Annotated in this window: 24 protein-coding genes; 6 read left to right on the top strand and 18 right to left on the bottom strand. The window is 64.9% G+C overall.

Features of this window, described 5'->3' with window-relative positions; all coding sequences use genetic code 11:
* Positions 1–2: 2 nt before the first annotated feature.
* Positions 3–353 carry a DUF805 domain-containing protein gene (locus tag AC1DHL_RS11545; protein WP_478162058.1) on the top strand — a complete coding sequence of 117 codons (351 nt, stop codon included), beginning with the start codon at positions 3–5 and terminating at the stop codon, positions 351–353.
* Positions 354–363: 10 nt separating this feature from the next.
* Here the strand turns inward: AC1DHL_RS11545 and msrA are convergent, their stop codons facing one another.
* The 4 genes from msrA to AC1DHL_RS11525 all read right to left on the bottom strand — a co-directional run bounded on the left by msrA (position 364) and on the right by AC1DHL_RS11525 (position 2895).
* Entirely contained in the window at positions 364–1092 is a 729-nt protein-coding gene (gene msrA, locus AC1DHL_RS11540) for a peptide-methionine (S)-S-oxide reductase MsrA (protein ID WP_478098598.1), read from the bottom strand.
* A gap of 39 nt (positions 1093–1131) precedes the next feature.
* Entirely contained in the window at positions 1132–1383 is a 252-nt protein-coding gene (locus tag AC1DHL_RS11535) for a pentapeptide MXKDX repeat protein (protein ID WP_478162057.1), read from the bottom strand.
* Between the two features lie 88 nt (positions 1384–1471).
* Positions 1472–2272: a molybdopterin-binding protein gene (locus AC1DHL_RS11530; protein WP_478162056.1), complete on the bottom strand. Its 801-nt coding sequence runs from the start codon at positions 2270–2272 to the stop codon at positions 1472–1474.
* Complete coding sequence (locus AC1DHL_RS11525) at positions 2269–2895, bottom strand: cytochrome b/b6 domain-containing protein (protein WP_478162055.1); 627 nt, start codon at positions 2893–2895, stop codon at positions 2269–2271. Before AC1DHL_RS11525 ends, AC1DHL_RS11530 begins: the two co-directional genes overlap by 4 nt.
* A gap of 98 nt (positions 2896–2993) precedes the next feature.
* Between AC1DHL_RS11525 and AC1DHL_RS11520 the strand changes: the two genes are divergently transcribed.
* Positions 2994–3710 (top strand): response regulator transcription factor, encoded by a 717-nt coding sequence (locus AC1DHL_RS11520; RefSeq protein WP_478098590.1) that lies wholly within the window; start codon positions 2994–2996, stop codon positions 3708–3710.
* Positions 3707–5173 carry a sensor histidine kinase gene (locus tag AC1DHL_RS11515; RefSeq protein ID WP_478162054.1) on the top strand — a complete coding sequence of 489 codons (1467 nt, stop codon included), beginning with the start codon at positions 3707–3709 and terminating at the stop codon, positions 5171–5173. Before AC1DHL_RS11520 ends, AC1DHL_RS11515 begins: the two co-directional genes overlap by 4 nt.
* Positions 5174–5272: 99 nt before the next feature.
* Here AC1DHL_RS11515 and groL read toward each other — a convergent pair whose 3' ends face one another.
* The 11 genes from groL to AC1DHL_RS11460 form a co-directional block, all read right to left on the bottom strand.
* On the bottom strand, positions 5273–6922 hold the full coding sequence (groL, locus tag AC1DHL_RS11510; RefSeq protein WP_478098585.1) for a chaperonin GroEL: 1650 nt from the start codon (positions 6920–6922) through the stop codon (positions 5273–5275).
* A 48-nt stretch (positions 6923–6970) separates the two neighbouring features.
* Positions 6971–7261 (bottom strand): co-chaperone GroES, encoded by a 291-nt coding sequence (gene groES / locus AC1DHL_RS11505; RefSeq protein ID WP_093109638.1) that lies wholly within the window; start codon positions 7259–7261, stop codon positions 6971–6973.
* 188 nt (positions 7262–7449) lie between these two features.
* A complete protein-coding gene (locus AC1DHL_RS11500; RefSeq protein ID WP_478162053.1) occupies positions 7450–7845 on the bottom strand; it encodes an FHA domain-containing protein in 396 nt (131 codons plus the stop codon).
* A gap of 42 nt (positions 7846–7887) precedes the next feature.
* Complete coding sequence (locus AC1DHL_RS11495) at positions 7888–8283, bottom strand: hypothetical protein (protein WP_478098581.1); 396 nt, start codon at positions 8281–8283, stop codon at positions 7888–7890.
* A 17-nt stretch (positions 8284–8300) separates the two neighbouring features.
* Positions 8301–8462: a hypothetical protein gene (locus AC1DHL_RS11490; RefSeq protein WP_478098579.1), complete on the bottom strand. Its 162-nt coding sequence runs from the start codon at positions 8460–8462 to the stop codon at positions 8301–8303.
* A 133-nt stretch (positions 8463–8595) separates the two neighbouring features.
* Complete coding sequence (locus tag AC1DHL_RS11485) at positions 8596–8988, bottom strand: hypothetical protein (RefSeq protein ID WP_478098577.1); 393 nt, start codon at positions 8986–8988, stop codon at positions 8596–8598.
* 70 nt (positions 8989–9058) lie between these two features.
* The gene (locus AC1DHL_RS11480; RefSeq protein ID WP_478098575.1) at positions 9059–9691 is read right to left on the bottom strand and encodes a response regulator; all 633 of its coding nucleotides are present in this window, start codon (positions 9689–9691) and stop codon (positions 9059–9061) included.
* 107 nt (positions 9692–9798) lie between these two features.
* The gene (pgm, locus tag AC1DHL_RS11475; protein WP_478162052.1) at positions 9799–11454 is read right to left on the bottom strand and encodes a phosphoglucomutase (alpha-D-glucose-1,6-bisphosphate-dependent); all 1656 of its coding nucleotides are present in this window, start codon (positions 11452–11454) and stop codon (positions 9799–9801) included.
* Positions 11455–11462: 8 nt separating this feature from the next.
* Positions 11463–13538 carry a transketolase gene (gene tkt, locus AC1DHL_RS11470; protein ID WP_478098571.1) on the bottom strand — a complete coding sequence of 692 codons (2076 nt, stop codon included), beginning with the start codon at positions 13536–13538 and terminating at the stop codon, positions 11463–11465.
* 20 nt (positions 13539–13558) lie between these two features.
* On the bottom strand, positions 13559–14593 hold the full coding sequence (gnd, locus tag AC1DHL_RS11465; protein WP_478098569.1) for a phosphogluconate dehydrogenase (NAD(+)-dependent, decarboxylating): 1035 nt from the start codon (positions 14591–14593) through the stop codon (positions 13559–13561).
* Positions 14594–14699: 106 nt separating this feature from the next.
* On the bottom strand, positions 14700–16391 hold the full coding sequence (locus AC1DHL_RS11460) for a phospholipase D family protein (RefSeq protein WP_478162051.1): 1692 nt from the start codon (positions 16389–16391) through the stop codon (positions 14700–14702).
* 44 nt (positions 16392–16435) lie between these two features.
* Here AC1DHL_RS11460 and AC1DHL_RS11455 point away from each other — a divergent pair, with 44 nt between their 5' ends.
* Positions 16436–17068 (top strand): phosphoribosyltransferase, encoded by a 633-nt coding sequence (locus AC1DHL_RS11455; RefSeq protein WP_478098564.1) that lies wholly within the window; start codon positions 16436–16438, stop codon positions 17066–17068.
* A 67-nt stretch (positions 17069–17135) separates the two neighbouring features.
* Here the strand turns inward: AC1DHL_RS11455 and metK are convergent, their stop codons facing one another.
* Complete coding sequence (gene metK / locus AC1DHL_RS11450; protein WP_478098562.1) at positions 17136–18317, bottom strand: methionine adenosyltransferase; 1182 nt, start codon at positions 18315–18317, stop codon at positions 17136–17138.
* 183 nt (positions 18318–18500) lie between these two features.
* On the opposite strand from metK, the gene AC1DHL_RS11445 reads away from it, so the two are divergent.
* Both AC1DHL_RS11445 and AC1DHL_RS11440 read left to right on the top strand, forming a co-directional pair.
* On the top strand, positions 18501–19388 hold the full coding sequence (locus AC1DHL_RS11445; RefSeq protein WP_478162050.1) for a lysophospholipid acyltransferase family protein: 888 nt from the start codon (positions 18501–18503) through the stop codon (positions 19386–19388).
* Positions 19385–20269: an LpxL/LpxP family acyltransferase gene (locus tag AC1DHL_RS11440; protein ID WP_478098557.1), complete on the top strand. Its 885-nt coding sequence runs from the start codon at positions 19385–19387 to the stop codon at positions 20267–20269. Before AC1DHL_RS11445 ends, AC1DHL_RS11440 begins: the two co-directional genes overlap by 4 nt.
* On the opposite strand, the gene AC1DHL_RS11435 is transcribed toward AC1DHL_RS11440, so the two are convergent.
* Together AC1DHL_RS11435 and yihA are read right to left on the bottom strand one after the other, a co-directional pair.
* The gene (locus AC1DHL_RS11435) at positions 20263–21186 is read right to left on the bottom strand and encodes an alpha/beta fold hydrolase (protein ID WP_478098554.1); all 924 of its coding nucleotides are present in this window, start codon (positions 21184–21186) and stop codon (positions 20263–20265) included. The genes AC1DHL_RS11440 and AC1DHL_RS11435 overlap by 7 nt on opposite strands.
* 47 nt (positions 21187–21233) lie before the next feature.
* Positions 21234–21974, bottom strand: coding sequence for a ribosome biogenesis GTP-binding protein YihA/YsxC (yihA, locus tag AC1DHL_RS11430; RefSeq protein WP_478098552.1), 741 nt, complete (start codon positions 21972–21974; stop codon positions 21234–21236).
* Between the last annotated feature and the right edge of the window lie 68 nt (positions 21975–22042).

Below are 22042 nucleotides of genomic sequence, written 5' to 3'. Positions count from 1 at the left end.
AAATGAACTTTCAACAGGCCGTTCAGACCTGCTTTCGTAAGTACGTCGATTTTTCAGGTCGCGCATCGCGTCCCGAGTATTGGTGGTTCGTGCTGGCCTACTTCATCCTGGCCTTCGTCGCGGGCTTCATCCACGAGGTCGTCTACTACGTCGTGGTCCTTGCCTTCCTCCTGCCGCTGCTGGCCGCAGGCGCGCGCCGCCTGCATGACATCGGCAGGTCGGCGTGGTTCCTGCTGATCGGGCTGATCCCGGTGATCGGCACCTTGGTGCTGCTGTACTTCATGGTGCAGCCGAGCCAGCCTGAATCGAACCCTTACGGCCCGCCGCCCGAGCCCGTCCCTGCCGGCGCCTGAGCGCTGCTGTTCAGGCGCCCGATCCGACCAGCACTGGCTTCGCGCGATAACTGTCTGGAAACACTCGTTTCAGGTTGTCAACCTTCGGCAGATCGTTGAAGACGATGTACGGGTGGTCCGGGTTGCGCGTCATGAAGTCCTGGTGGTAGCCCTCTGCCGGATAGAAGCCCTTGAGCGTTTCCACCGTGGTGGCGATCGGCTTGCCGAAGACCTTCGCCTTGTCGAGTTGCGCGATGTAAGCCTTGGCGACGCGCGCCTGCTCGGCATTGGCCGCAAAGATCGTCGAGCGGTATTGCGTTCCGCTGTCGGGACCTTGACGGTTCAGCTCGGTCGGGTTGTGCGCCACCGAGAAATAGATCTGCAGCAGCCGTCCGTAGCTGATCTGCTGAGGGTCGTAGGTGATCTTGACCGACTCGGCGTGGCCGGTTCGGCCTGATCCGACCTCATCGTATTTGGCGGTCGAGGCCTGGCCGCCGGCGTAGCCGGAGACCGCGCTCGTGACGCCCTTGACGTGCTGGAAGACGCCCTGCACGCCCCAGAAGCAGCCGCCCGCGATCACCGCGGTTTCCGAACCGGCGCCCGGCGTTGGCGGCGCGTCTTCGGCCGGCGCCGGGATCACCACTGCCGATTCGGCAGCCAGCGAGGGTGCGACGTGCCATAGCCCGGCACCGGCGATGACCGCCAGCGCGGCCAGAACCGGGCGTCGAGACAGCCTGGGGAAGTGCGAGAGAGGGGTCATGGCGGTGCTGCTCCTTGCATGTGGCTTGGCATCGAGAGGCTACTTCTTCATTTCATCCTTGGCCATACCGTCCTTCGCCATGCCGTCCTTCGACATCGAGTCCTTCTTCATGGCGTCCTTGGACATGCCGTCCTTCGCCATGGCGTCTTTCTTCATGCCGTCCTTGGACATGCTGTCTTTTGCCATGGAGTCCTTCTTCATGCTGTCCTTGCTCATGTCGTCGGCAGCGAATGCCGAGGCAGATCCGATGGCCATGAAGGCGGCGAGGAGTGTTGCGGAGGGCTTGTTCATTCCAGTGTCCTTGTGAGTCGAAGTTTTCAATGGCACGGTTCAAGAGAACACGGCCACTCGTTTTCAACAGCGCCGAGTCGGGATCGACTCAACTGCCGCCGAACCAGTTGTAGCCCTGGTCTTCCCAATAGCCGCCAGGGTAGGTGTTGGTGACGAAAATCGCCCGGATGTGCTTCGGGTTCTTGTAGCCAAGCTTCGTGGGCATGCGCAGCTTCATCGGGAAGCCGTACTTCGGAGGCAGTGGCTGGTCGTCGTAGGTGAGCGTGAGCAGGGTCTGCGAATGCAGCGCCGTCGGCATGTCGATGCTGGTGTAGTAGTCGTCGGCGCACTTGAAGCCGACATATCTGGCGCTGGTGTCCGCGCCGATCCTGCGCAGGAAATCGGCGAAAGGAACGCCGCCCCATTTGCCGATCGCGCTCCAGCCCTCGACGCAGATGTGGCGCGTGACCTGGTCCCGCTGCGGCATCGCGCGCAGCTCTGCCAATGTCCAGCTTCGCTTGTCGGCGACCAGGCCGGTGACTTCGAGCCTGTAGCCGTCCTCCGCCACTTCGCGGACCTCGTCCTCGCCGTAGTAGGCGTTGAACGGGAACGGCCGCGTGATCATCGATTCGGGATAGGTCGGCGCCAGCCGGTTCGGATCGAACAGCCAACCCTGCGCCGCGTCGTTGAAGCGAGAGATGCGGGTGAGCGCCGCCTCGACCGTCGCGTTGTCGCTGATGCTGCAGCCGCTCAGCAGCGAAAGGCCGCCCAGCGTCAGCGAGCGCTGAAGAAAGGCACGTCGTGCGGGTTGCTCGATGCGGCGGCCGATGAGCTTGCGTGCCTCCGCCAGCACTGCGTCTCTGTCCACGTCGGCCAGCACGGCCGGGGAGGGGCGCTTGAAGATCTTCATGCTGCTTCCTTGCCGTGGCTGCTCAGCATCGTGAGCAGCGTGCGCGGGACCAGCGCCACCATCACGAGGTGGACGGCGACGAAGGCAACCAGCGCAGCCATCGCGCAGAAGTGAATACGGCGGGCGAACTCGTACCCGCCGAGCAGTTCGCGCAGGCCTGCAAACTGGACCGACTTCCAGAGCACCAGGCCCGAGAGGACGAGCACCGCGATGTCGATCATCACGAACAGGTACGCCAGGCGCTGGACGTTGTTGTAGCGCCGCGGGTCCGCGTGCGAGAGCTTGCCGCGCAACGCCGCAAGCGCGTCGTGCCAGATGCCGGCCGGCGACAGCGGGAAGAACTTGCGCCAGAGTCGCCCGCTCACCACATTGAGCGCGAGATAGGTCAGCCCGTTGATCGCCAGCAGCCACATCGCGGCGAAGTGCCATTGCAGCGCGCCGCCGAGCCAACCGCCCAGCGTGATCGAGGCCGGAAACTCGAAGTCGAAAAGCGGCGAAGCGTCGTAGATGCGCCATCCACTGGTGACCAGCACCAGCACCGCAAGGGCGTTGAGCCAATGCGTGATGCGCAGCCACAGCGGGTGGATGGGTGCGTTGCCGGTTGATGAAGACTCGCGTTGCATGGGGCAGATTCTTGGGCTGACCCGATGGCCGTTTCATCACGAAGAGTTCAATTAATCGTGATAAATGCGCCGCCGATATCGCCGCACAATCCACTTTCATGGACTCCGCCAAACGCGTTCTGATCGTCGAGGACGATGCCCACATCGCCGAGCTGATGGGCATGCACCTTCAGGATGAGGGCTACGCCATCACGCACGCAGCCGATGGCGACGCCGGCTTGCGGGAGCTCGAACGCGGCAGTTGGGACGCATTGATCCTCGACCTGATGCTGCCGGGTGTCGACGGCCTGGAAATCTGCCGCCGGGCCCGTGCGATGACGCGCTACACGCCGATCATCATCACCAGCGCCCGGTCCAGCGAGGTGCATCGCATCCTGGGGCTCGAACTTGGCGCCGACGACTACCTGGCCAAGCCCTTCTCGGTCCTGGAATTGGTGGCACGGGTCAGGGCTTTGCTGCGGCGCACTGATGCGCTGGCGCGCAATGCACGGATGGAGGCAGGGCGCCTGGACATCGGCAACATCGGCATCGATCCGGTGGCGCGCGAGGTGCAGGTCGACGGCAAGCCCGTCGAGCTCACGCCGCGGGAATTCGATCTGCTGCACTTCTTCGCGCGCCATCCGGGCAAGGTGTTCTCGCGGCTTGACCTGCTCAACCATGTGTGGGGCTACCAGCACGACGGCTACGAGCACACGGTCAACACGCACATCAATCGCCTGCGCATGAAGATCGAGGCCGATCCGTCGCAGCCGCGCTGCATCCTCACGGTCTGGGGGCGCGGCTACAAGCTGGCGGCGCAGGAGGCCGGATCATGAGCCTCGGTGCCAGCCTTTCGCGCCGCATCTCCATCGTCTTCGCCGTGCTGCTGCTGGCCTGCTGCGGTGCCTCGATCTGGCTGCAGATGCACGCCAACGTCCGCTACGAGCAGGAGGTGACGCAGCGTCTTTCGCAGGGACTTGCGGCGCACATCGCTGAGAACTCGACCTTGATGGAGCGCGACGGGCTCAATTCTGCAGCCGTGACCGACTTGTTCGACAAGCTGATGGCGGTCAATCCGAGCGTCGAGGTGTACCTGCTGGGCCTCGACGGCCGCATCAAGGGACAGGCCGCGCCGCCCGGGCACCTGAAGCGCGACCGGGTCGATCTCGCTCCGATCCGGCTGCTGCTCGATGGCGCGCCGCTACCGATCGTTGGTGACGATCCGCGTGGCAACGGCGCCCGCAAGGTCTTCAGCGCGGCGCCGCTGCGCGTCGATGGCCGGGAGGTCGGCTACGTCTATGTGGTGCTGTCGGGCGAAGAGCGCGATGCGCTGCTGGCCGATGCCGCAGCGAGCAATGTGCTGCGCACGACGCTATGGTCGGTGGCGCTGGTGGCTCTGTTGGGCTTGATCGCCGGGCTCGTGGCATTTCGCCTGATCACGCGTCCGCTGCGCGAGCTGACCGGGGCGGTGCGCAAGTTCGAGAAGGACGGCGTGGCGGCGCTCCAGGAGGTGGCGCCGGACTTCGAACGCGTCAGCCGGGGCCGCGACGAGATCGCGACGCTCGCCCAGGCCTTCGCGCAAATGACGCAGCGCATCGCCGAGCAATGGCGCGAGCTCACGCAGCAGGATCAGCAGCGGCGCGAACTGTTCGCCAACATCTCGCACGACCTGCGCACGCCGCTGACTTCGTTGCACGGCTACCTCGAGACGCTGTTGATCAAGGCCGACACGCTCGACATCGCGGAGCGGCGCCGCTATCTCGAGATCGCGCTGGCGCAGAGCCGCAAGGTGTCGCGGCTGTCGCAGGAGCTGTTCGAACTGGCGCGGCTCGAATACGGTGTCGTCAAGCTCGAGAAGGAGCAGTTCGCACTGGCCGACCTCGTGCAGGACGTGTTCCAGAAGTTCGAGTTGGCGGCCGAAGCGCGGCAACAGCGGCTGGTGGCCGACATCGCGCCGGATCTGCCTGGCGTGACCGCCGACCTCGGCTTGATCGAGCGCGTGCTGACCAACCTGCTGGACAACGCGATCCGCCACACGCCCGCGGGCGGCGAGATCATGGTGCAGTTGCGGCAGGACAAGGCCGGCGTGCAGGTCGAGATCAGCGACACCGGTCCGGGCATTCCGAGCGAGCTGCGCACAGCAATCTTCACACGGCCGATGTTTTCCTCGACGGGTGGCCGCAGTGGCGGGCTGGGGCTGGTGATCGTCAGACGCATCCTTCAATTGCACGGCAGCGACATCCGACTGATGCCGCGGCTCGACAAAGGGGCCGTGTTCTCGTTTCTGCTGAGCTCATAGCGGGCCGGCGGGCAAGCGCTCCAGACGAAAAAAGCCCCGGGGCTTGCGCCGCGGGGCTTTTGGGGCTTTTGGGACTGGCTGGAAGCCGGGCCGGGGGGATTACATCCCCATGCCGCCCATGCCACCCATGCCGCCCATGTCGGGCATGCCGCCGCCGGCCGACTCTTCCTTCGGTGCGTCGGCGACCATGGCTTCGGTCGTCAGCAGGAGGGAGGCCACCGAAGCTGCGTTCTGCAGAGCGGTCCGGGTCACCTTCGTCGGGTCCAGGATGCCCAGCTCGAGCATGTCGCCGTAGCTGTCGTTGGCAGCGTTGAAGCCGTAGTTGCCCTTGCCGGCCAGAACGGCGTTCACGACCACGCTGGCTTCGCCGCCGGCGTTGTTCACGATTTCGCGCAGAGGCGCTTCGATGGCCTTGAGCACCAGCTTGATACCGGCGTCCTGGTCAACGTTGTCGCCCTTGAGCTTGTCGCCCACGGCTTGCTTGGCGCGCAGCAGGGCCACGCCACCACCGGCAACCACGCCTTCTTCCACTGCAGCGCGGGTCGCGTGCAGGGCGTCTTCGACGCGAGCCTTCTTTTCCTTCATTTCGACTTCGGTGGCAGCGCCGACCTTGATCACTGCCACGCCGCCGGCCAGCTTGGCCACGCGCTCTTGCAGCTTTTCGCGGTCGTAGTCGCTGGTCGCTTCCTCGATCTGCACGCGGACTTGCTTCACGCGGGCTTCGATGTCGGCACCAGCGCCCGAACCGTCGATGATGATGGTGTTTTCCTTGCCCACTTCGATGCGCTTGGCTTGGCCGAGGTCGGCCAGCGTCACCTTCTCGAGGGTCAGGCCCACTTCTTCAGCGATGACCTTGCCGCCCGTCAGGATGGCGATGTCTTCGAGCATGGCCTTGCGGCGGTCGCCGAAGCCAGGTGCCTTGACGGCCACGACCTTCAGGATGCCGCGGATCGTGTTCACGACCAGGGTCGCCAGGGCTTCGCCTTCGACTTCTTCGGCAATGATCAGCAGCGGACGGCCGGCCTTGGCCACTTGCTCCAGCGTGGGCAGCAGGTCGCGGATGTTGCTGATCTTCTTGTCGAACAGCAGCACGAACGGGTTGTCCAGGATCGCGCTTTGCTTTTCGGGGTTGTTGATGAAGTAGGGCGACAGGTAGCCGCGGTCGAACTGCATGCCTTCGACGACGTCGAGTTCGCTGTCGAGCGACTTGCCGTCTTCCACGGTGATCACGCCTTCCTTGCCGACCTTGTCCATCGCGTCAGCGATGAGCTTGCCGATGGTTTCGTCGCTGTTGGCCGAGATCGAGCCGACTTGCGCGATTTCCTTCGAGGTCGTGGTGGCCTTCGAAGCCTTCTTGAGCTCTTCGACCAGGGCCGTCACGGCCTTGTCGATGCCGCGCTTCAGGTCCATCGGGTTGATGCCTGCGGCCACGTACTTGAAGCCTTCGCGAACGATGGCTTGGGCCAGCACGGTCGCGGTGGTGGTGCCGTCACCGGCGTTGTCCGAAGTCTTGGAAGCCACTTCCTTCACGAGCTGGGCGCCCATGTTCTGGAGCTTGTCCTTGAGTTCGATTTCCTTGGCGACCGACACGCCGTCCTTGGTCACGGTGGGGGCGCCGAAGGAGCGCTCGAGCACCACGTTGCGGCCCTTGGGGCCCAGGGTCACTTTGACTGCGTTGGCGAGGATGTTCACACCTTCGACCATGCGCGCGCGGGCTTCGCCGCCGAAGACTACGTCTTTTGCTGCCATGAGATTTCTCCGAGATTCAGTTGGATAAGGGGATGAAGGGGCGAGTGATTACTTCTCGACGACTGCGAACAGGTCGTCTTCCTTCATGACCAGCAGTTCGTCGCCATCGACCTTGACGGTCTGGCCGCTGTACTTGCCGAACAGGACGCGGTCGCCGACCTTGACGCTCATCGCGCCGAGTTCGCCCTTGTCGTTCTTCTTGCCAGGACCGACAGCCAGAACTTCACCCTGGTCGGGCTTTTCTGCGGCGTTGTCGGGGATCACGATGCCCGAGGCGGTCTTGGTTTCGCTTTCAATGCGCTTGACGATCACGCGATCGTGCAAAGGACGAAGTTTCATTGCATCTCCTGATAAGAAACGGGGTTTGGTCCGGGAGCCGGCGACGGGCCGGCTCCGCATCGTTTGAGAGCCGGTGTTGTTAGCACTCAACTTCAACGAGTGCTAATGATAAGGGCGTTTTGCACGGTTTCAAGGCCGGGCCGTGCTGGATCGACGGTCGGCGCACCTGCCTTGAGGCAGATCAATGATCAGGGTTTACCCCTGATTGTCGTGGTGACGCCGGGCGCGCCAGGCACATTTTCGCGGTCGAGGTCGACCAGCAGGCGCGGGATCGTGGGTACCCGTTCAGCCTCGACCTTGCTGAACTCCTGGTCGCCGGCGACGAAGCGGATTTCGTAGTCGCCAAGCCTGATCGTGTCGTCGTGGACCAGCATCTGGGTTTCGATGCGATCGCCGTTCACGAATGTGCCGTTGCGGCTGCCGAGGTCCGTGATCGTGACGAAGGCGGGTTCGACCGTGACGACGGCATGCACGCGACTCGCCTGGAGCGAGTCGACGACGATGCTGTTCTGCGGGCCCCGACCGATCGTGTTGTCATTCGGCCCAAGCGAAACCAGCCTCTTTTCGCCAGAGGCCGTCGTCATGATCAGTTGCGGCATGTCGCGGAGTATGTGTCGTTTTGGCCGTCAATGGGGACTGCGGTGTCGTGGCCGCTTGAGATAGGCGTCCCGCACGATCAGCGCCATCGTCTCGACGGGCGTGAAGACAAGCGAAGCGCCGGCGAACACGGCAAAGCAGAAGTCCCCGAGTTGAAACACCGGTGCCGGATTCGGCTGAGCCAGGAATCGGCTGAGGACGACTGCATGGATCACGAAGAGAAAGAAGTTGGTCGCGACGGCCACCATCAGCAGCCGGCTTCGGAACATCGCCGAGCAGATGAGCGCCTGCAAGGTGGCAACGGCGAGCAACGCCATGCCCATGGGATAGCCCGCCGCATACGCCTCGAGACCGAGCGCCGCGAGGATGAGCGAGGCCGCCGCGAGGAGCGACGACTTGCGCCGCACGCCCGCTATGGCGGCCATCGGCCGCGTGGACGGCATCAGCGACGCGGCGTGCCGCCGAGCGCGTCGCTGGACCGGCCGAGCTGGAGCCTGACTTCACGCGCGAGATCGGAGTTGTTCCAAGGGCCGGCATGATTCATCAGCCATCCGCACATCAACACCACTCCCAGCACGCCGAAGGTGTAGAGGTCAGTTTCCATGGTCTGCTTCCCTGACAGTTCCGATGGCCCCAGTCTGCGACCTCATGGCCGGGATGGGTATCGGCCAATCGGCAGGTGTTGCCGATCCGGGACGTACTGCTTTCGGCATCGTTGGCTGACAGCGCGTCGTGGTCTACCTTGCGACCTGCGTGCCTTTGCGGTGCGTTCCAAGCATCTTGGCGCGGTCTTTCTCGATCTGCCTGAGCCGATCCAGCTGCGCCGGGCAATCGGCCTGCGTTGCGACCAGGACAACCGGGTTCCGGCGCAAGGCGGTGACGTTCTTCTCGACTTGGACCGGATCGCGGTGCTTGACGACCAGGCCGGCGGCGACGGCGGCCTTCGACTGCTTGTAGAACCCCTTCTCGAAGAGCGGCGTTCCGCAGCGCGCGGCGACCACGCGGTCGTCAGCTTCCTGTTGCTCGATGGACAGTGGGGAAACATCGACGGCTGGCTGGGCCGCAGCCGGCCACGAAGCGCCGATGGACACCACTGAAAAGCATGCAACGAAGACGGAACGCACTCTCATGGGAACCTCGCATTCGCGCGGTACGCGAATGCAGGATAAGAGTGCGTTTCGGCTCGACAGTTGCGAGTCGTCAACTGATCAACTGATTTTTCAGCGCGTAGTAGGTCAGGTCGCTGTTGGACGAGAGATTCATCTTCTCCATCAGGCGGCTGCGATAGGTGCTCACCGTCTTGACCGACAGCGAGAGATGCTCCGCGATGCTGCCCGCCGTCTCGCCGGTGGCGAGCTTCAGGAACACCTGGAACTCCCGTTCGGACAATTGCTCGTGCGGTGCGACGTCGTTGTTTCGATCGAGCTGGCGCGCCAGCAGTTCGGCCACGCCGGGCGTGATGTAGCGGCGCCCGAGCGAGATGATGCGGATCGCCTCGACGATCTCCATCGGATCGCATTCCTTGTTCAGGTAGCCGCTGGCGCCCTGACGGATGAGGTTCATCGCGTAGTGTTCTTCGGGGTAGCCGCTCAGGATCAGGATGCCGGTGTCGGGTGCCTTGGCGCGAACCATCGCAATGGCGTCGATGCCGCTCTGGCCGGGCATGGAGAGGTCCATGACCAGCACGTCGATCTCGGTGGAGCGCACCAGGTCGATGGCTTCGCGGCCGCTGGCCGCCTCACCGACGACGCGCAGGTCCACGTGCTGCGAGAAAAAGTCGCGAAGACCCGAACGCACGATGGCATGGTCGTCCACGATTCCAATCTTGATCATCTGATGCCCCTCGGTTGATGGCATGAAGAGAATGCCCTCGAAGGCCCTTCGATCGCGTCTGCATCCGCGCCGACAGCGCGTAGGAGAGACGCGACGATTTCAGAAGGTCAGGACGCGGGCGCGATCGCTGCATCGACGATGGTCTGTGCCTCGCCGAAGATGCGTTGCAAGTGATCCGCGCCGCGGAAACTCTCGCCGTAGATCTTGTAGATGTTCTCGGTCCCCGAAGGCCGCGCGGCGAACCATCCGCCTTCCGAGATGACCTTGATGCCGCCGATCGCCGCGCCATTGCCGGGGGCGTGACTCAGCACGCTCACGATTCTGTCTCCGGCGAGCTCGGTGGCGCGCAGTTGCTGCGGCGACAGTGCGGCCAGTTGCTTCTTCTGCGGGACCGTGGCGGGCGCGTCGATCCGATCGCCGACGGGGTGATCGAATTCCTTGGCGAGATCGGCGTACAGCGCGCCAGGGTCGCGGCCCGTGCGCGCAGTGATCTCCGCCGACAAGAGCGCCGCTGTGATGCCGTCTTTATCCGTCGTCCAGACCGAGCCGTCCCGGCGCAGGAAGGTGGCGCCGGCGCTTTCCTCGCCGACGAAGCCGAGCGACCCGTCCAGCAGGCCGTCCACGAACCACTTGAATCCGACCGGCACTTCGTACAGGCGGCGGCCGAGCCTCGCGGCCAAACGATCGATGAGTTGGGTCGAAACGACCGTCTTGCCCACGGCAGCGCCGGCGGGCCACTGCGGGCGATGCTGGAACAGGTAGTCGATGGCGACCGACAGATAGTGGTTCGGCGCAAGCAGGCCCGCAGTGCGGGTCACGATGCCGTGACGATCGTGATCGGTATCGCAGGCGAACCCCACATCGAAGCGGTCCTTCATGTCGAGCAGCCGCTGCATGGCGTACGGCGACGAGGGATCCATGCGAATCTGCCCGTCCCAGTCGAGTGTCATGAAGCCGAAGCGTGGGTCGACCACCTCGCTGACGACCGTGAGATCGATCTTGTACCGGTCTGCGATGGCAGCCCAGTAGTTGACACCGGCGCCGCCGAGCGGATCGACGCCCATGCGGACCTTGGCGGCGCGGATGGCGTCCATGTCGATGACGTTGCCGAGGTCTCCCACATAGGCGTCGAGAAAATCGTGGCGGCGTGTCGTCGACGCCCGCAACGCGGCCCCGTGCGGGATCCGCTTCACGCCATCGAGCCGCCGTTCGAGATAGCGGTTGGCTGCGGCTTCCATCCACCCCGTGATGTCCTGGGCGGCCGGCCCGCCGTTGGGCGGGTTGTACTTGAAGCCGCCGTCGCGTGGCGGGTTGTGCGAGGGCGTGACGACGATGCCGTCGGCCAGGCCGTCCTGCCGGCCGCGGTTGTGGGTGAGGATCGCGTGCGATACGGCGGGCGTCGGCGTGAACTCGTCTTTCGCTGCGATCATCACGTCGACGCGGTTGGCCGCGAGTACTTCGAGCGCGCTTTCGCCGGCCGGCCGCGAGAGCGCGTGGGTGTCGATGCCGAGGAAGAGCGGCCCGTCGATACCCTGGGTCTTCCGGTAGTCGCAGATAGCCTGCGTGATCGCGAGCACATGCCATTCGTTGAACGAGTGCTCGAGCGCCGTACCGCGATGGCCCGAGGTGCCGAAGGCGACACGCTGCGCCGGGACGGACGGGTCCGGAACGTTATCGTGGTAGGCCGCAATGAGTCCGTCGACGTCGATCAGCGACGCCTCGGGCGCCGGCTTGCCGGCAAGGGGACTGATACGTGTTGCCATGAGGAACCTCACGCCTTGGGCGGCGCACGCCTTGCCAGCTGCGCCTTGGCAGCAGCGACGACATGCGCGGCGTCGAAACCGAAATGGGCCTCGGCCACCTTCCCCGGCGCCGAGAGCCCGAAGGAACGCATGCCGAGGATCGCGCCGCCGCGGCCCACGTAACGTTCCCAGCCCAACGGTGAGGCCTCTTCGACGCAGACGCGCGCCGTGACGGCGGGTGGCAGCACGCCATCGCGGTATTCATCGCTCTGCTGTTCGAAGAGATCCCACGACGGCATGCTGACGACGCGCGCTGCGATCCCCTCGGCCTTCAATTGCTCGTAGGCGTCGATGCACAGCCTGACCTCGCTGCCGGTGGCAAGCAGCAGCACCTCCGGTCGCCCGTCGGGGGCGTCGGCGAGCACGTAAGCACCCCGGGCGACGCCGCTGGCGCTGGCGTACTTGCTCCGGTCGAACGTGGGCACTGCCTGGCGCGACAGCACGAGGCTCGCGGGACGATCGACGAGGTGCATCACGATTCGCCAGGCTTCCACGACTTCGTTCGCGTCCGCCGGGCGCAGCAACACCATGTCGGGCATGGCACGGAAAGAGGCGAGCTGTTCGACCGGTTGGTGCGTCGGTCCGTCTTCGCCCATGCTGATCGAGTCGTGCGTCCAGACGTAGATGACGGGGATGCCCATCATCGCGCTGAGCCGCACGGCGCCGCGGCAATAGTCGGTGAAGATGAAAAAGGTCGATGCAAACGCGCGCAACTTCGACAGCGTCATGCCGCTCGCCGCAGCGCACATCGCGTGTTCGCGAACGCCGAAATGGAAGTTGCGGCCACGGTGGCCGGCGCTGTCGAACTCGCCCGCGCCTTCGAAGCCGAGCGAGGTCTTGGTCGAGGGTGACAGGTCGGCAGCGCCGCCGAGCAGCCACGGCAGGCGCTTCGCAATCGCGTTCAACACCTTGCCTGACGAGTCGCGCGTGGCCATGCCCTTGGCGTCAGCGGGGAAGGAAGGCAGTTCGCTGTCCCACCCGTCAGGCAATTCGTGGCGCTGCATCTGGTCGATCTGCGCCGCGAGATTGGCGTGTTCTGCGCGGTATGCGGCGAAGCGTTTGTTCCATGCCTCGTGCGCACTCGCGCCGCGCTGGCCGAACTGCGCCTCGAAGTGGACCCGCACGCCTTCGGGGACGGCGAACTGCGCGTCTGGGTCGAAGCCGTAGAACTGCTTGGCCAGCCGCACCTCGTCGGGACCGAGCGCCTCGCCGTGTGCTTCCTTGGTGTCCTGCTTGTTCGGCGAACCGTAGCCGATGTGGCTGCGGACGATGATGAGCGTCGGCCTGTCCTGCGTTGCGTTGAATGCCTGGAGGTTCTGGGTCAGTGCTTCGAGGTCGTTCGCGTCCGCAACGCGAAGAACCTTCCACCCATAGGCCTCGAAGCGGGCGCCGACGTTCTCGTCGAAGGTGATCGAGGTCGAGCCTTCGATGCTGATGTGGTTGTCGTCGTAGATCCAACAGAGATTCGCGAGCTTCAGGTGGCCCGCGAGCGATGCGGCTTCGGCGCTCACGCCTTCCATCATGTCGCCGTCGCCGCATAGCGCGTAGACCTTGTAGTCGAACAGCGTGTGGCCCGGCCGGTTGTAGGTGCCTGCCAGCCATTGCTGCGCGATCGCCATGCCCACGCTGGTGGCAACGCCTTGGCCGAGCGGCCCCGTGGTGGTCTCCACGCCTGAGGTCCAGGCGTATTCGGGATGGCCGGTGCAACGGCTGCCGGCCTGGCGAAAGGTCTGCAGGTCTTCCATCGTCACGGCGAGGCGTTCAGCGCCCTCGTAGTGCGGACCCGTGCCCTTCACGCCGCACAGATACAGCATGCTGTAGAGCAGCGCCGAAGCGTGCCCGACCGACAGCACGAAGCGGTCGCGGTTCGGCCAATCGGGGTCGTTCGGATCGAAGCGCAGGAAGCGTTGCCAAAGGCAGTAGGCGGTGGGCGCTGCGCCCATCGGGGTGCCCGGATGACCCGAGTTGGCTTTCTGCACCGCATCGATGGAAAGGGTGCGCAGTGTATTGATGCACAGCAGGTCGAGTCGTTCGGCTTCCGTCATATCGCATCGTCTCCGGAGGGTCAGCCTTGGCCCTTCGGCGGGGGCTCGGGCTTTTCCGCATGTCCGCCGAACTGGTGTCGCAATGCCGACAGGACGCGGTTCGAATAATCCGCCTCGCCGCGCGAACTGAAGCGCGCGTAGAGCGCGGCGCTCAGCACCGGCGCCGGCACGCCTTCGTCGATTGCCGCCTGGACGGTCCAGCGGCCTTCGCCGGAGTCGGAAACGCGCCCCTGGAAGGTCTCCAGCGCGGGATCGGCCACGAGCGCCGCGGCGGTCAGGTCGAGCAGCCACGAACTGATGACGCTGCCCCGGCGCCAGAGTTCGGTGATCTCCGACAGGTTCATGTCGTATTGATAAAGCTCGGGCTCGCGCAGGGGCGTGGTCTCGGCGTCGACATCGTGCGAGTGCTTGCCGATGCCGGCGCCACGCAGGATGTTCAGGCCTTCTGCATACGCCGCCATGAGTCCGTACTCGATGCCGTTGTGGACCATCTTGACGAAATGGCCCGCACCGTGCGGACCGCAATGCAGATAGCCCTGGTCGGCGGTTCCGCTGCCGGGCGCACGGCCCGGTGTCGGCTTCAAATCGCCGGCGCCGGGGGCCAGCGTCGCGAACAGAGGCGAAAGGTGCTGGACGATGTCCGCCTCGCCGCCGATCATCAGGCAGTACCCGCGATCGAATCCGGCGACGCCGCCGCTGGTGCCGACATCGACATAGTGCAGCCCTGAAGCGCGCAACGACGCTGCGCGGCGAATGTCATCACGGTAGTAGGAGTTACCGCCGTCGATGACGATGTCACCGGCATCCAGCAACGGTGTGAGGCTTGCCAGCGCCGAATCGACGACCGCAGCCGGCACCATCAGCCAGATCGCACGCGGCTTTGCGAGCTTGGCAACGAAGTCCTGGAGCGAGGCCGCGCCGATCGCCCCCTGCGCGGCGAGCCGCTCGATCGAGGCCGGTGCGTTGTCGTGCACGACACATTCATGGCCTCCGCGCATCAGGCGGCTCGTCATGTTGGCGCCCATGCGTCCGAGTCCGATCATGCCGATTTGCATCGTGTTGCTCCTGCCTGTTCGATGGGGTTGGGGTTCGCGACTGGCGATCATCTTCCCGGGCACGGCAAATGTCGAGCGCGGCCCTGTAGGCGAACTGCGCCTTCTTTCAGAGGAGATCGGTGGGCACGAACCAGGAGAACAGCAGCAGCTTCAGCTTGACCAGCGCGTTGGCGTCGGGCTCCCTGTCCAGGACGATGTTCTCGCCATCGGTCGTGACCCACTGGATCGTGTCCGTCCCTTGCTTCAGCCTGACTTCGTAGACGCTTTCGACGTTGTCGACCTGGAACGCATCGAGCAACCGGTGTGTCACTTCGTAGCTCTCCATGCGCACGCCGAGCTCGGTGTTGATGTAGGCCGAGCGCGGATCGAAGTTGAGCGAGCCGATGAGCGCCCATTCGCGGTCGATCAGCGCGAGCTTGGCGTGGAGGGCGCCACGCGACTGGCGAAAGACCTTGCGCAAGTTGAGGCTTCGCTTGATCTGTTCCGAACTCACTTCGTACAGCGTGACGCCGAGCTTGAGCATCTCGACGCGAAAGCGGTTGTAGTTGATGTTGACGAGCGGCTCGTCGGTGTCGGCCAGCGAATTGGTTGCGACGGTGATCCGGATGCCGCGTGCGCGCAGTCTTGCGATGTGGTCCATGCCCGCGTCGCCTGGCAGGAAATAGGGCGTGATGATGTTGATCTCCGACTTGGCCTCATCGAACAGGACGCGCATTCGCTCGGCAACGGTCGGTGGGCGGTTCTGGTGGAGTTCCTCGTCATCTTCCGGCAGGAGCGCCTTGTTGGGGGAATCCGCGACGGCATTGGCGCGCGTCGGAATCAGTTCCAGCGTGCCCTGCGCGAGCGCAGCGCTCACTGGTGGATCGCCGAACATGTCGGCTTCGGGGGGCGGGGAAGGCGGCGGCGCCTGCGTCGTTGAAGTCAAGTCATCGAACAGGGCGCGCGCTGCCTCCGGCGATTCGGAAGGCCGCACGATGTCGTGCAGCGAATAGACCGCCTCGCTGTTCCAGTAGTTGTCGAAGATGTTCTCGAGTTCGGTCACGACGGGCCCGGCGAGCAGCACGTCGAGATCGATGAAGTTGGCGCCGGCGCTGCGCAGGAAATATTCGTCGGCGAGGTTTCGTCCACCGGCGATCGCGATGGCGCCGTCCACGACGAAGAGCTTGTTGTGCATCCGGTGATTGAGCCGACGAAAGTCGGCCGCGAAGTTCAACCAGCGGGTCGCGCTGTGGTCCCGACCTACGACAAAGGGATTGAACAGCCTGATCTCGACATTCGGGTAGGCGGCCAGGCCCAGCAGCATCGGATCGAGCTTGGCAGTGTAGAAGTCGTCGAGCAGGAGTCGGACGCGCACGCCACGCCGGGCTGCGTCCCGTAATTCGCGAAGGATCAGCTTGCCGGTCTTGTCATTGCCGAGCAGGTAGTACTGCAGGTCGAGTGAGGTCTGGGCATGGCGGATGAGCGCAAGACGCGCATCCAGCGCAAAGGCGGCCTGCGGCATCACCCGTGCGCCGGACATGCCATCGGGGTCGGCAAAGAAGCCGGCAGTCAGCTTGCCCAGCTCCGTGGCCGGCGAGAAGCTGACGGCGGGCTCGTACGACGTCGCCGTACGTGACGGCAAGCTGGCGCATGCCGAGATCAGGCAGACGAACGCGATCGCGAAGCAACGAAGTGCAGAGGCAAGCAATACGCAAGGTTTCGACATGAGCCGCCGGATGGAACTGACGGGCGGATCGTAGCCGCGCCCTTGAATCCTGGCGGCGTAACCGGCGCCCGGGCGCAACTGGACGTTGGGCATGAGTGGGGCGTATCGTTTCTGAATTCCTGCTCCAGGGGGTGCGGATGGAATTCAAGGATCGACGCGATGCCGGCCGCGCGCTCGCCAAGGCGCTCGACGCCTGGCGCGGGCGGCCCGATGTGCGAGTTTTGGCGCTGCCGCGCGGCGGTGTGCCCGTCGCCTGGGAGGTGGCACAAGCGCTCGGCGTGCCGCTCGACGTGCTGGTCGTGCGCAAGCTCGGCTTTCCTGGCCAGGAAGAGTTGGCGATGGGTGCGATCGCCCCGGGCGGTGTCCGTGTCATGGGAGAGTTGAGTGACGCCTGGCCGGTGTCGGAGCGGGCGCTCGAGGCCGTGGTCGCACGCGAACAGGCCGAGCTGGCGCGGCGTGAGCAGCTCTATCGCAGCGGCCGCCCTCCGCTCGATCTGGCAGGGCGTGTGCTGATCCTGGTCGACGACGGCCTGGCGACGGGTGCCACCATGCGCGCGGCCGTGATGGCGGCCCGCGTGGGAAAGCCGCAGCGCATCATCGTGGCGGTACCGGTGGCGTCGTCCGAGGCCGTCCAGAGCGTGAGTGCGCTGGCCGACGAGGTGGTGTGCGTCTTCACGCCCGAGCACTTTCGTGCGGTGGGCCTCTGGTATCAGGATTTCGCGCAAACGAGCGACGAAGAAGTCGGCCGATTGCTGGCCGGCAACCCCTGAAAAATAAAAAAAGGCCTGGGGACGCTTGAAACGTCCACAGGCCTCGATCAGTGCTTCGCCGAGCGTGTCAGAGACCGGCTGCGGCGCGAAGGGCTGCGGCCTGCGAGGTGCTCTCCCACGTGAATTCGGGCTCTTCACGGCCGAAGTGGCCGTAGGCCGCGGTCTTGCCGTAGATCGGGCGCAGCAGGTCGAGCATCTGGATGATGCCCTTGGGACGCAGGTCGAAATGCTCTTGCACCAGCGCCGCGATCTTCTCGTCGGAAATCAAGCCCGTGCCTTCGGTGTAGACGGTCACGTTCATCGGCTTTGCCACGCCGATCGCATAGGCGACCTGGATCTGGCACTGGCGCGCGAGGCCGGCGGCCACGATGTTCTTGGCCACGTAGCGTGCGGCGTAGGCGGCCGAGCGGTCCACCTTGCTCGGGTCCTTGCCCGAGAACGCGCCACCGCCGTGCGGGCAAGCACCACCATACGTGTCGACGATGATCTTGCGGCCGGTCAGACCGCAATCGCCCTGCGGGCCGCCGATGACGAACCGGCCGGTCGGGTTGATCAGGTAGCGCGTTTCCTTGAGCCACTCCTTGGGCAGCACGGGCTTGATGATTTCCTCGATGACGGCCTCGACGAACGAGGGCTTCATCTTGGTTGCGGTCTCGCTCTGGTCGGGATGGTGCTGCGTGGAGAGCACGACGGTGTCGATGCTGTGCGGCTTGCCGTCGACATAACGCATCGTCACCTGGCTCTTGGCGTCGGGACGCAGGAAGGGCAGGCGACCGTCCTTGCGCAACTGGGCCTGTCGTTCGACCAGGCGGTGCGCGTAGTAGATGGGCGCGGGCATCAGCTCGGGCGTTTCGTCGCAGGCGTAGCCGAACATCAGGCCCTGGTCGCCGGCGCCGGTGTTGAGGTGGTCGTCGCTCGCGTGGTCCACGCCCTGCGCGATGTCGTTGGACTGCTTGTCATAGCAGACCATCACGGCGCAGCCCTTGTAGTCGATGCCGTAGTCGGTGTTGTCGTAGCCGATGCGCTTGATGGTGTCGCGCGCCACCTGGATGTAGTCGACATGCGCGTTGGTCGTGATCTCGCCGGCGAGCACCACGAGCCCGGTGTTGGTCAGCGTCTCGGCGGCGACGCGCGAGCGTGGGTCCTGGGCAAAGATCGCGTCGAGGATCGCGTCGGAAATCTGGTCAGCCACCTTGTCGGGGTGACCCTCGGAAACCGATTCGGAAGTGAAGAGAAAGTCGTTCGCCATTTCGATGAAACTCCATGCTGGTCGGTTGGCGCGTTGCCAACCCTATTGGAGCCTTGGCGAACGCTTTAGCAGTGTTGTTTAACGTCGCCCTGCAAGTAGTTCCATAACTCAGCGACAATTTGCATTCTATTCGAGCCGCGCTGTACGCTGCGCGCGCGTCATGGTTTCACCCCCCTGGCTTTGATGATTTTTCTGTTCCGATTGCTTGCTCGTGTGCCTTTGCCGTGGATGCATGCATTCGGCGGCTGGCTGGGCTGGCTGGTCTGGTGGCTGGCGCCTGACTATCGCCGGCGATTCCGGGAGAACGCCGAGGCCGCCGGTTTCACGCCTGAACAGTACCGTCCCGCCATTGCCGCCGCGGGCGCCATGGTGGGCGAGCTTCCCTGGGTCTGGGCTCGGCCGCAGGGGGAAAGCCTGCTGCCGCGCATCGTCCGCTGGGACGGCATCGAAGAATTCGAGGCGGCCCTCGCCGCGCGCAAGGGCGTCATCCTCGTGTCGCCGCACCTTGGCAGCTGGGAAACCTTCGGCCAGGCGGTGGGGGAGCGATTTTTCGAGAAGTACGGGCCCATCACGGCGCTTTTCCGACCGGCTCGCAAGAAGTTCATGGCGGAATTGATCGCCGGCTCGCGCGATCGGCCTGGTCTGCAAACGCTGCCGACCACCGTGGCCGGCGTGCGGGGTCTGATCCGGACGCTGCGCGGCGGCGGCTACACCGGCATCCTGCCGGACCAGGTGCCCCCGCTCGGGCAGGGCGTCTGGGCGCCGTTTCTCGGCCGACCGGCCTATACGATGACGCTGCTTCCGCGCCTCGCGCAGCAGACGGGCGCCCGCGTTTTTCTCGGGGTGTGCGAACGGTTGCCCCGCGGGGCGGGCTATGCGATCCGGTTCGAGCCGTTCGACGGGACCGCCATGAGCGACCCCAAGGCCACGCCCGAAGCCGCAGCGACCGCCATGAACATCGGTATCGAGCGGCTGATTCGTCGGCTTCCCGGCCAATATGTCTGGGACTACGCGCGCTACAAGCAGCCACGCGCCGAAACCATCACGGCCTCATCGGGAGATGCGGCATGAGCCTGACTTCCAGGATAGGGATCGGATTCATGCGGGCGCTGGCTCACGTACCGCTGCCCTTGATACGCGGCTTCGGCGCGGTGCTCGGGCCGGTGTTGCACGCCCTCGCAGCGCCCCGCCGTCGCGTCGTGGATGCCAACCTGGCGCTGTGTTTCCCGGAAAAATCGCCCCCTGAGCGTCGGCGCATGGCGCGCGAGACTTTCGTTTTCGTGGCGCAATCGTGGCTTGATCGGAGTTGGCTCTGGCATGCGCCGGAACAAGTGGTCGCGAGCCGCCTGAAGATTCAAGGCGCCGCCGGCGAGATCCACGAGATCGCGCATGGCCACGAACCGACGATCCTGTTCGCGCCGCATTTCTACGGCCTCGATGCGGCGGCCACCGCGATAACCATGCAAACGGCTCGGGCCTCGGCCACCATCTACACCACGCAGCGCGATCCGATGATCGACGAGTGGATCAGCGAAGGCCGAAAGCGCTTTGGCAACGTGGTCACCCTGAATCGCGTCGACGGCGTCAAGCCGGTCCTCGCGGGCCTGCGCAAGGGCGGTTTGCTGTATTTGCTGCCCGACATGGATTTCGGCCGCGATCAGAGCGTCTTCGTGCCGTTCTACGGCGTGCAGGCCGCCACCGTGCCGTCGCTGTCGCGATTCGCTCGGCTGGGACGCGCCAAGGTGGTGCCGATCGTGTCGAAGCTCGTCAAGGGTGGCTACGAAATCGAGGTGCTGCCGGCCTGGAAGAACTTCCCCACCGACGACGTGATCGCCGATACGACGCTGATGAACGAGCGCCTGCAAGGCTACATCGACACCATGCCCTCGCAGTACTACTGGGTGCACCGCCGCTTCAAGACACGCCCCGACGGCGAACCCAAAGTCTATTGAACGGGTGACTGGTCGCGATTCAGGAAGGCTTCTATCTCGGCGGCAACCAACTGCGGCTGCTCGTGGACGATCCAGTGCGTGGCGCCGGGGATCTTCTTGATGCCGAGCTTCGGAACATAGTCTTCCAGGCCCTCCAGCAAGCCGGGCAAGAGCGCCGCATCGTCCAGCGCCCAGAGGACCAGGGTCGGCGCCGCGACCGTGAACCGCTCTCGCGGCAGCGTCGGGATCTGCGATGGCTGGCCGGGCATTGCCGGCTTCATCGGCGTCACGCGGTAGAGGTTGCAGGCGCCAGTCAGGCCGGCGTTCCAGACTTCGCGGTACTGGTTCTTGACGTCTTCCGTGAGCCAGCCGAAGCCGTCGGCGCCGGCCTTCATCAGCGTGAAGAAGGGCCACATGCGGCGGTAGTCATCGGCGGAGAGCAGCGCCTCGGCATCGGGCCGCGCGAGGAAATTCATGTAGGCGCTGGCTGCCTGCTGCGCAGGGTTGTTCAGCAGTTCGCGCGTGAATGTGCCGGGATGCGGCGAGTTGATGATGACCAGCTTGCCGAGCTTGTCGGCGTGCTGGTTCCCATACCCCCAGCCGAATGCGCCGCCCCAGTCGTGTGCCACGAGCATCTCGATCCTTCCGTCCGGGCTCTCGCTCGCGGCAAGCTCGGAGACGTCTTGCACCAGCAGGTGTGCACGGTAGGCCGAAACCTCCTGGGGCGAGCTGGATTTCTCGAAGCCGCGAAGGTTCGGCGCCACGCAGCGAAAGCCGCCATGCTCGGGCCGGGCGAAGTGTTCGAGCAATTCATCCCAGATGAATGCAGCCTCGGGAAAGCCGTGCAGGAACACCATCAGCGGGCGTCCGGGCATGCCGGCCGCCCGGCAACTGAGGGTGATGCCGTTGGGGAGCTGGCGGGCGAAAGTCTCGATCACGGGTTTGTCTCCTTCATTGCTATTCGTTGAGGGAGGCGCCGCCGCCGTCAGTGCCCCTCGTTCGCCGGTTCGGCCGGTTCGACTGGCTTCTCGTCCTGGGGATGCGCCCACCGCCACAGCAGTTCGGCGGCTTCGTCGACGCCTTGCAGCTTCAGCGCCGAGAACAGTTTGACCTCGCCGCCGCCCGCCTGCAGTCGCGCAATCGACAGCGCCTTGGCGCCTTCGGAGCGCGTGAGCTTGTCTGCCTTCGTGAGCAGCACGAGGAACTTGAGTCCTTGCTCGACCCGCGGACGGATCACTTCGAGCAGGATCTCATCAAGCTCCGTGAGGCCATGGCGCGGATCGCACATCAGCACCACGCCGCGCAGGTTCTCGCGTGTCATCAGGTAGTTGCCCATCACGCGCTGCCACCGCAGTTTGGCTTCCCTGGGAACGGCTGCATAGCCGTAGCCGGGGAGGTCGGCCAGCACTGCGTCGTCGACCTTCTGCTTGCCGACGCCGAACAGATTGATGTGCTGTGTTCGCCCTGGCGTCTTGGATGCAAAGGCGAGTCGGGTTTGCTGCGTGAGCGTATTGATGGCGGTCGACTTGCCCGCGTTGGAGCGCCCGACAAAGGCGATCTCCGGCAGCTCGAACATCGGCAAGTGCTCCAACTGGGGCGCGCTCGTGAGGAAGTGGGCGGTGTGCAGCCAGCCCCGCGCCACACGGACGCGCTCGGCGGTTGCGGCGTCGACGGCGGGCGCCGTGCGGGAAGAGGGGGCGGCCGGCTTGCGCGGCGGGGTGGTCATCGATGAGCTTTCGTAGCGGGGCGCCATTGTAGAATCGCCGGGTTTTGCGCCATAAATTCAAGCCCCCG

This window comes from Variovorax sp. 10L426 (assembly GCF_056395305.1).
Note: the sequence above shows the minus strand (reverse complement) of the source record. Positions and strands in the feature narration are given on the sequence as shown.

What these genes read in the sequence shown, in the direction of transcription:
- AC1DHL_RS11545 (WP_478162058.1), top strand. Translation starts at nt 3, where the DNA reads ATGAACTTTCAACAGGCCGTTCAGACCTGCTTTCGTAAGTACGTCGAT.
- msrA (WP_478098598.1), bottom strand. Translation starts at nt 1,092, where the DNA reads ATGACCCCTCTCTCGCACTTCCCCAGGCTGTCTCGACGCCCGGTTCTG.
- AC1DHL_RS11535 (WP_478162057.1), bottom strand. Translation starts at nt 1,383, where the DNA reads ATGAACAAGCCCTCCGCAACACTCCTCGCCGCCTTCATGGCCATCGGA.
- AC1DHL_RS11530 (WP_478162056.1), bottom strand. Translation starts at nt 2,272, where the DNA reads ATGAAGATCTTCAAGCGCCCCTCCCCGGCCGTGCTGGCCGACGTGGAC.
- AC1DHL_RS11525 (WP_478162055.1), bottom strand. Translation starts at nt 2,895, where the DNA reads ATGCAACGCGAGTCTTCATCAACCGGCAACGCACCCATCCACCCGCTG.
- AC1DHL_RS11520 (WP_478098590.1), top strand. Translation starts at nt 2,994, where the DNA reads ATGGACTCCGCCAAACGCGTTCTGATCGTCGAGGACGATGCCCACATC.
- AC1DHL_RS11515 (WP_478162054.1), top strand. Translation starts at nt 3,707, where the DNA reads ATGAGCCTCGGTGCCAGCCTTTCGCGCCGCATCTCCATCGTCTTCGCC.
- groL (WP_478098585.1), bottom strand. Translation starts at nt 6,922, where the DNA reads ATGGCAGCAAAAGACGTAGTCTTCGGCGGCGAAGCCCGCGCGCGCATG.
- groES (WP_093109638.1), bottom strand. Translation starts at nt 7,261, where the DNA reads ATGAAACTTCGTCCTTTGCACGATCGCGTGATCGTCAAGCGCATTGAA.
- AC1DHL_RS11500 (WP_478162053.1), bottom strand. Translation starts at nt 7,845, where the DNA reads ATGACGACGGCCTCTGGCGAAAAGAGGCTGGTTTCGCTTGGGCCGAAT.
- AC1DHL_RS11495 (WP_478098581.1), bottom strand. Translation starts at nt 8,283, where the DNA reads ATGGCCGCCATAGCGGGCGTGCGGCGCAAGTCGTCGCTCCTCGCGGCG.
- AC1DHL_RS11490 (WP_478098579.1), bottom strand. Translation starts at nt 8,462, where the DNA reads ATGGAAACTGACCTCTACACCTTCGGCGTGCTGGGAGTGGTGTTGATG.
- AC1DHL_RS11485 (WP_478098577.1), bottom strand. Translation starts at nt 8,988, where the DNA reads ATGAGAGTGCGTTCCGTCTTCGTTGCATGCTTTTCAGTGGTGTCCATC.
- AC1DHL_RS11480 (WP_478098575.1), bottom strand. Translation starts at nt 9,691, where the DNA reads ATGATCAAGATTGGAATCGTGGACGACCATGCCATCGTGCGTTCGGGT.
- pgm (WP_478162052.1), bottom strand. Translation starts at nt 11,454, where the DNA reads ATGGCAACACGTATCAGTCCCCTTGCCGGCAAGCCGGCGCCCGAGGCG.
- tkt (WP_478098571.1), bottom strand. Translation starts at nt 13,538, where the DNA reads ATGACGGAAGCCGAACGACTCGACCTGCTGTGCATCAATACACTGCGC.
- gnd (WP_478098569.1), bottom strand. Translation starts at nt 14,593, where the DNA reads ATGCAAATCGGCATGATCGGACTCGGACGCATGGGCGCCAACATGACG.
- AC1DHL_RS11460 (WP_478162051.1), bottom strand. Translation starts at nt 16,391, where the DNA reads ATGCCCAACGTCCAGTTGCGCCCGGGCGCCGGTTACGCCGCCAGGATT.
- AC1DHL_RS11455 (WP_478098564.1), top strand. Translation starts at nt 16,436, where the DNA reads ATGGAATTCAAGGATCGACGCGATGCCGGCCGCGCGCTCGCCAAGGCG.
- metK (WP_478098562.1), bottom strand. Translation starts at nt 18,317, where the DNA reads ATGGCGAACGACTTTCTCTTCACTTCCGAATCGGTTTCCGAGGGTCAC.
- AC1DHL_RS11445 (WP_478162050.1), top strand. Translation starts at nt 18,501, where the DNA reads ATGATTTTTCTGTTCCGATTGCTTGCTCGTGTGCCTTTGCCGTGGATG.
- AC1DHL_RS11440 (WP_478098557.1), top strand. Translation starts at nt 19,385, where the DNA reads ATGAGCCTGACTTCCAGGATAGGGATCGGATTCATGCGGGCGCTGGCT.
- yihA (WP_478098552.1), bottom strand. Translation starts at nt 21,974, where the DNA reads ATGACCACCCCGCCGCGCAAGCCGGCCGCCCCCTCTTCCCGCACGGCG.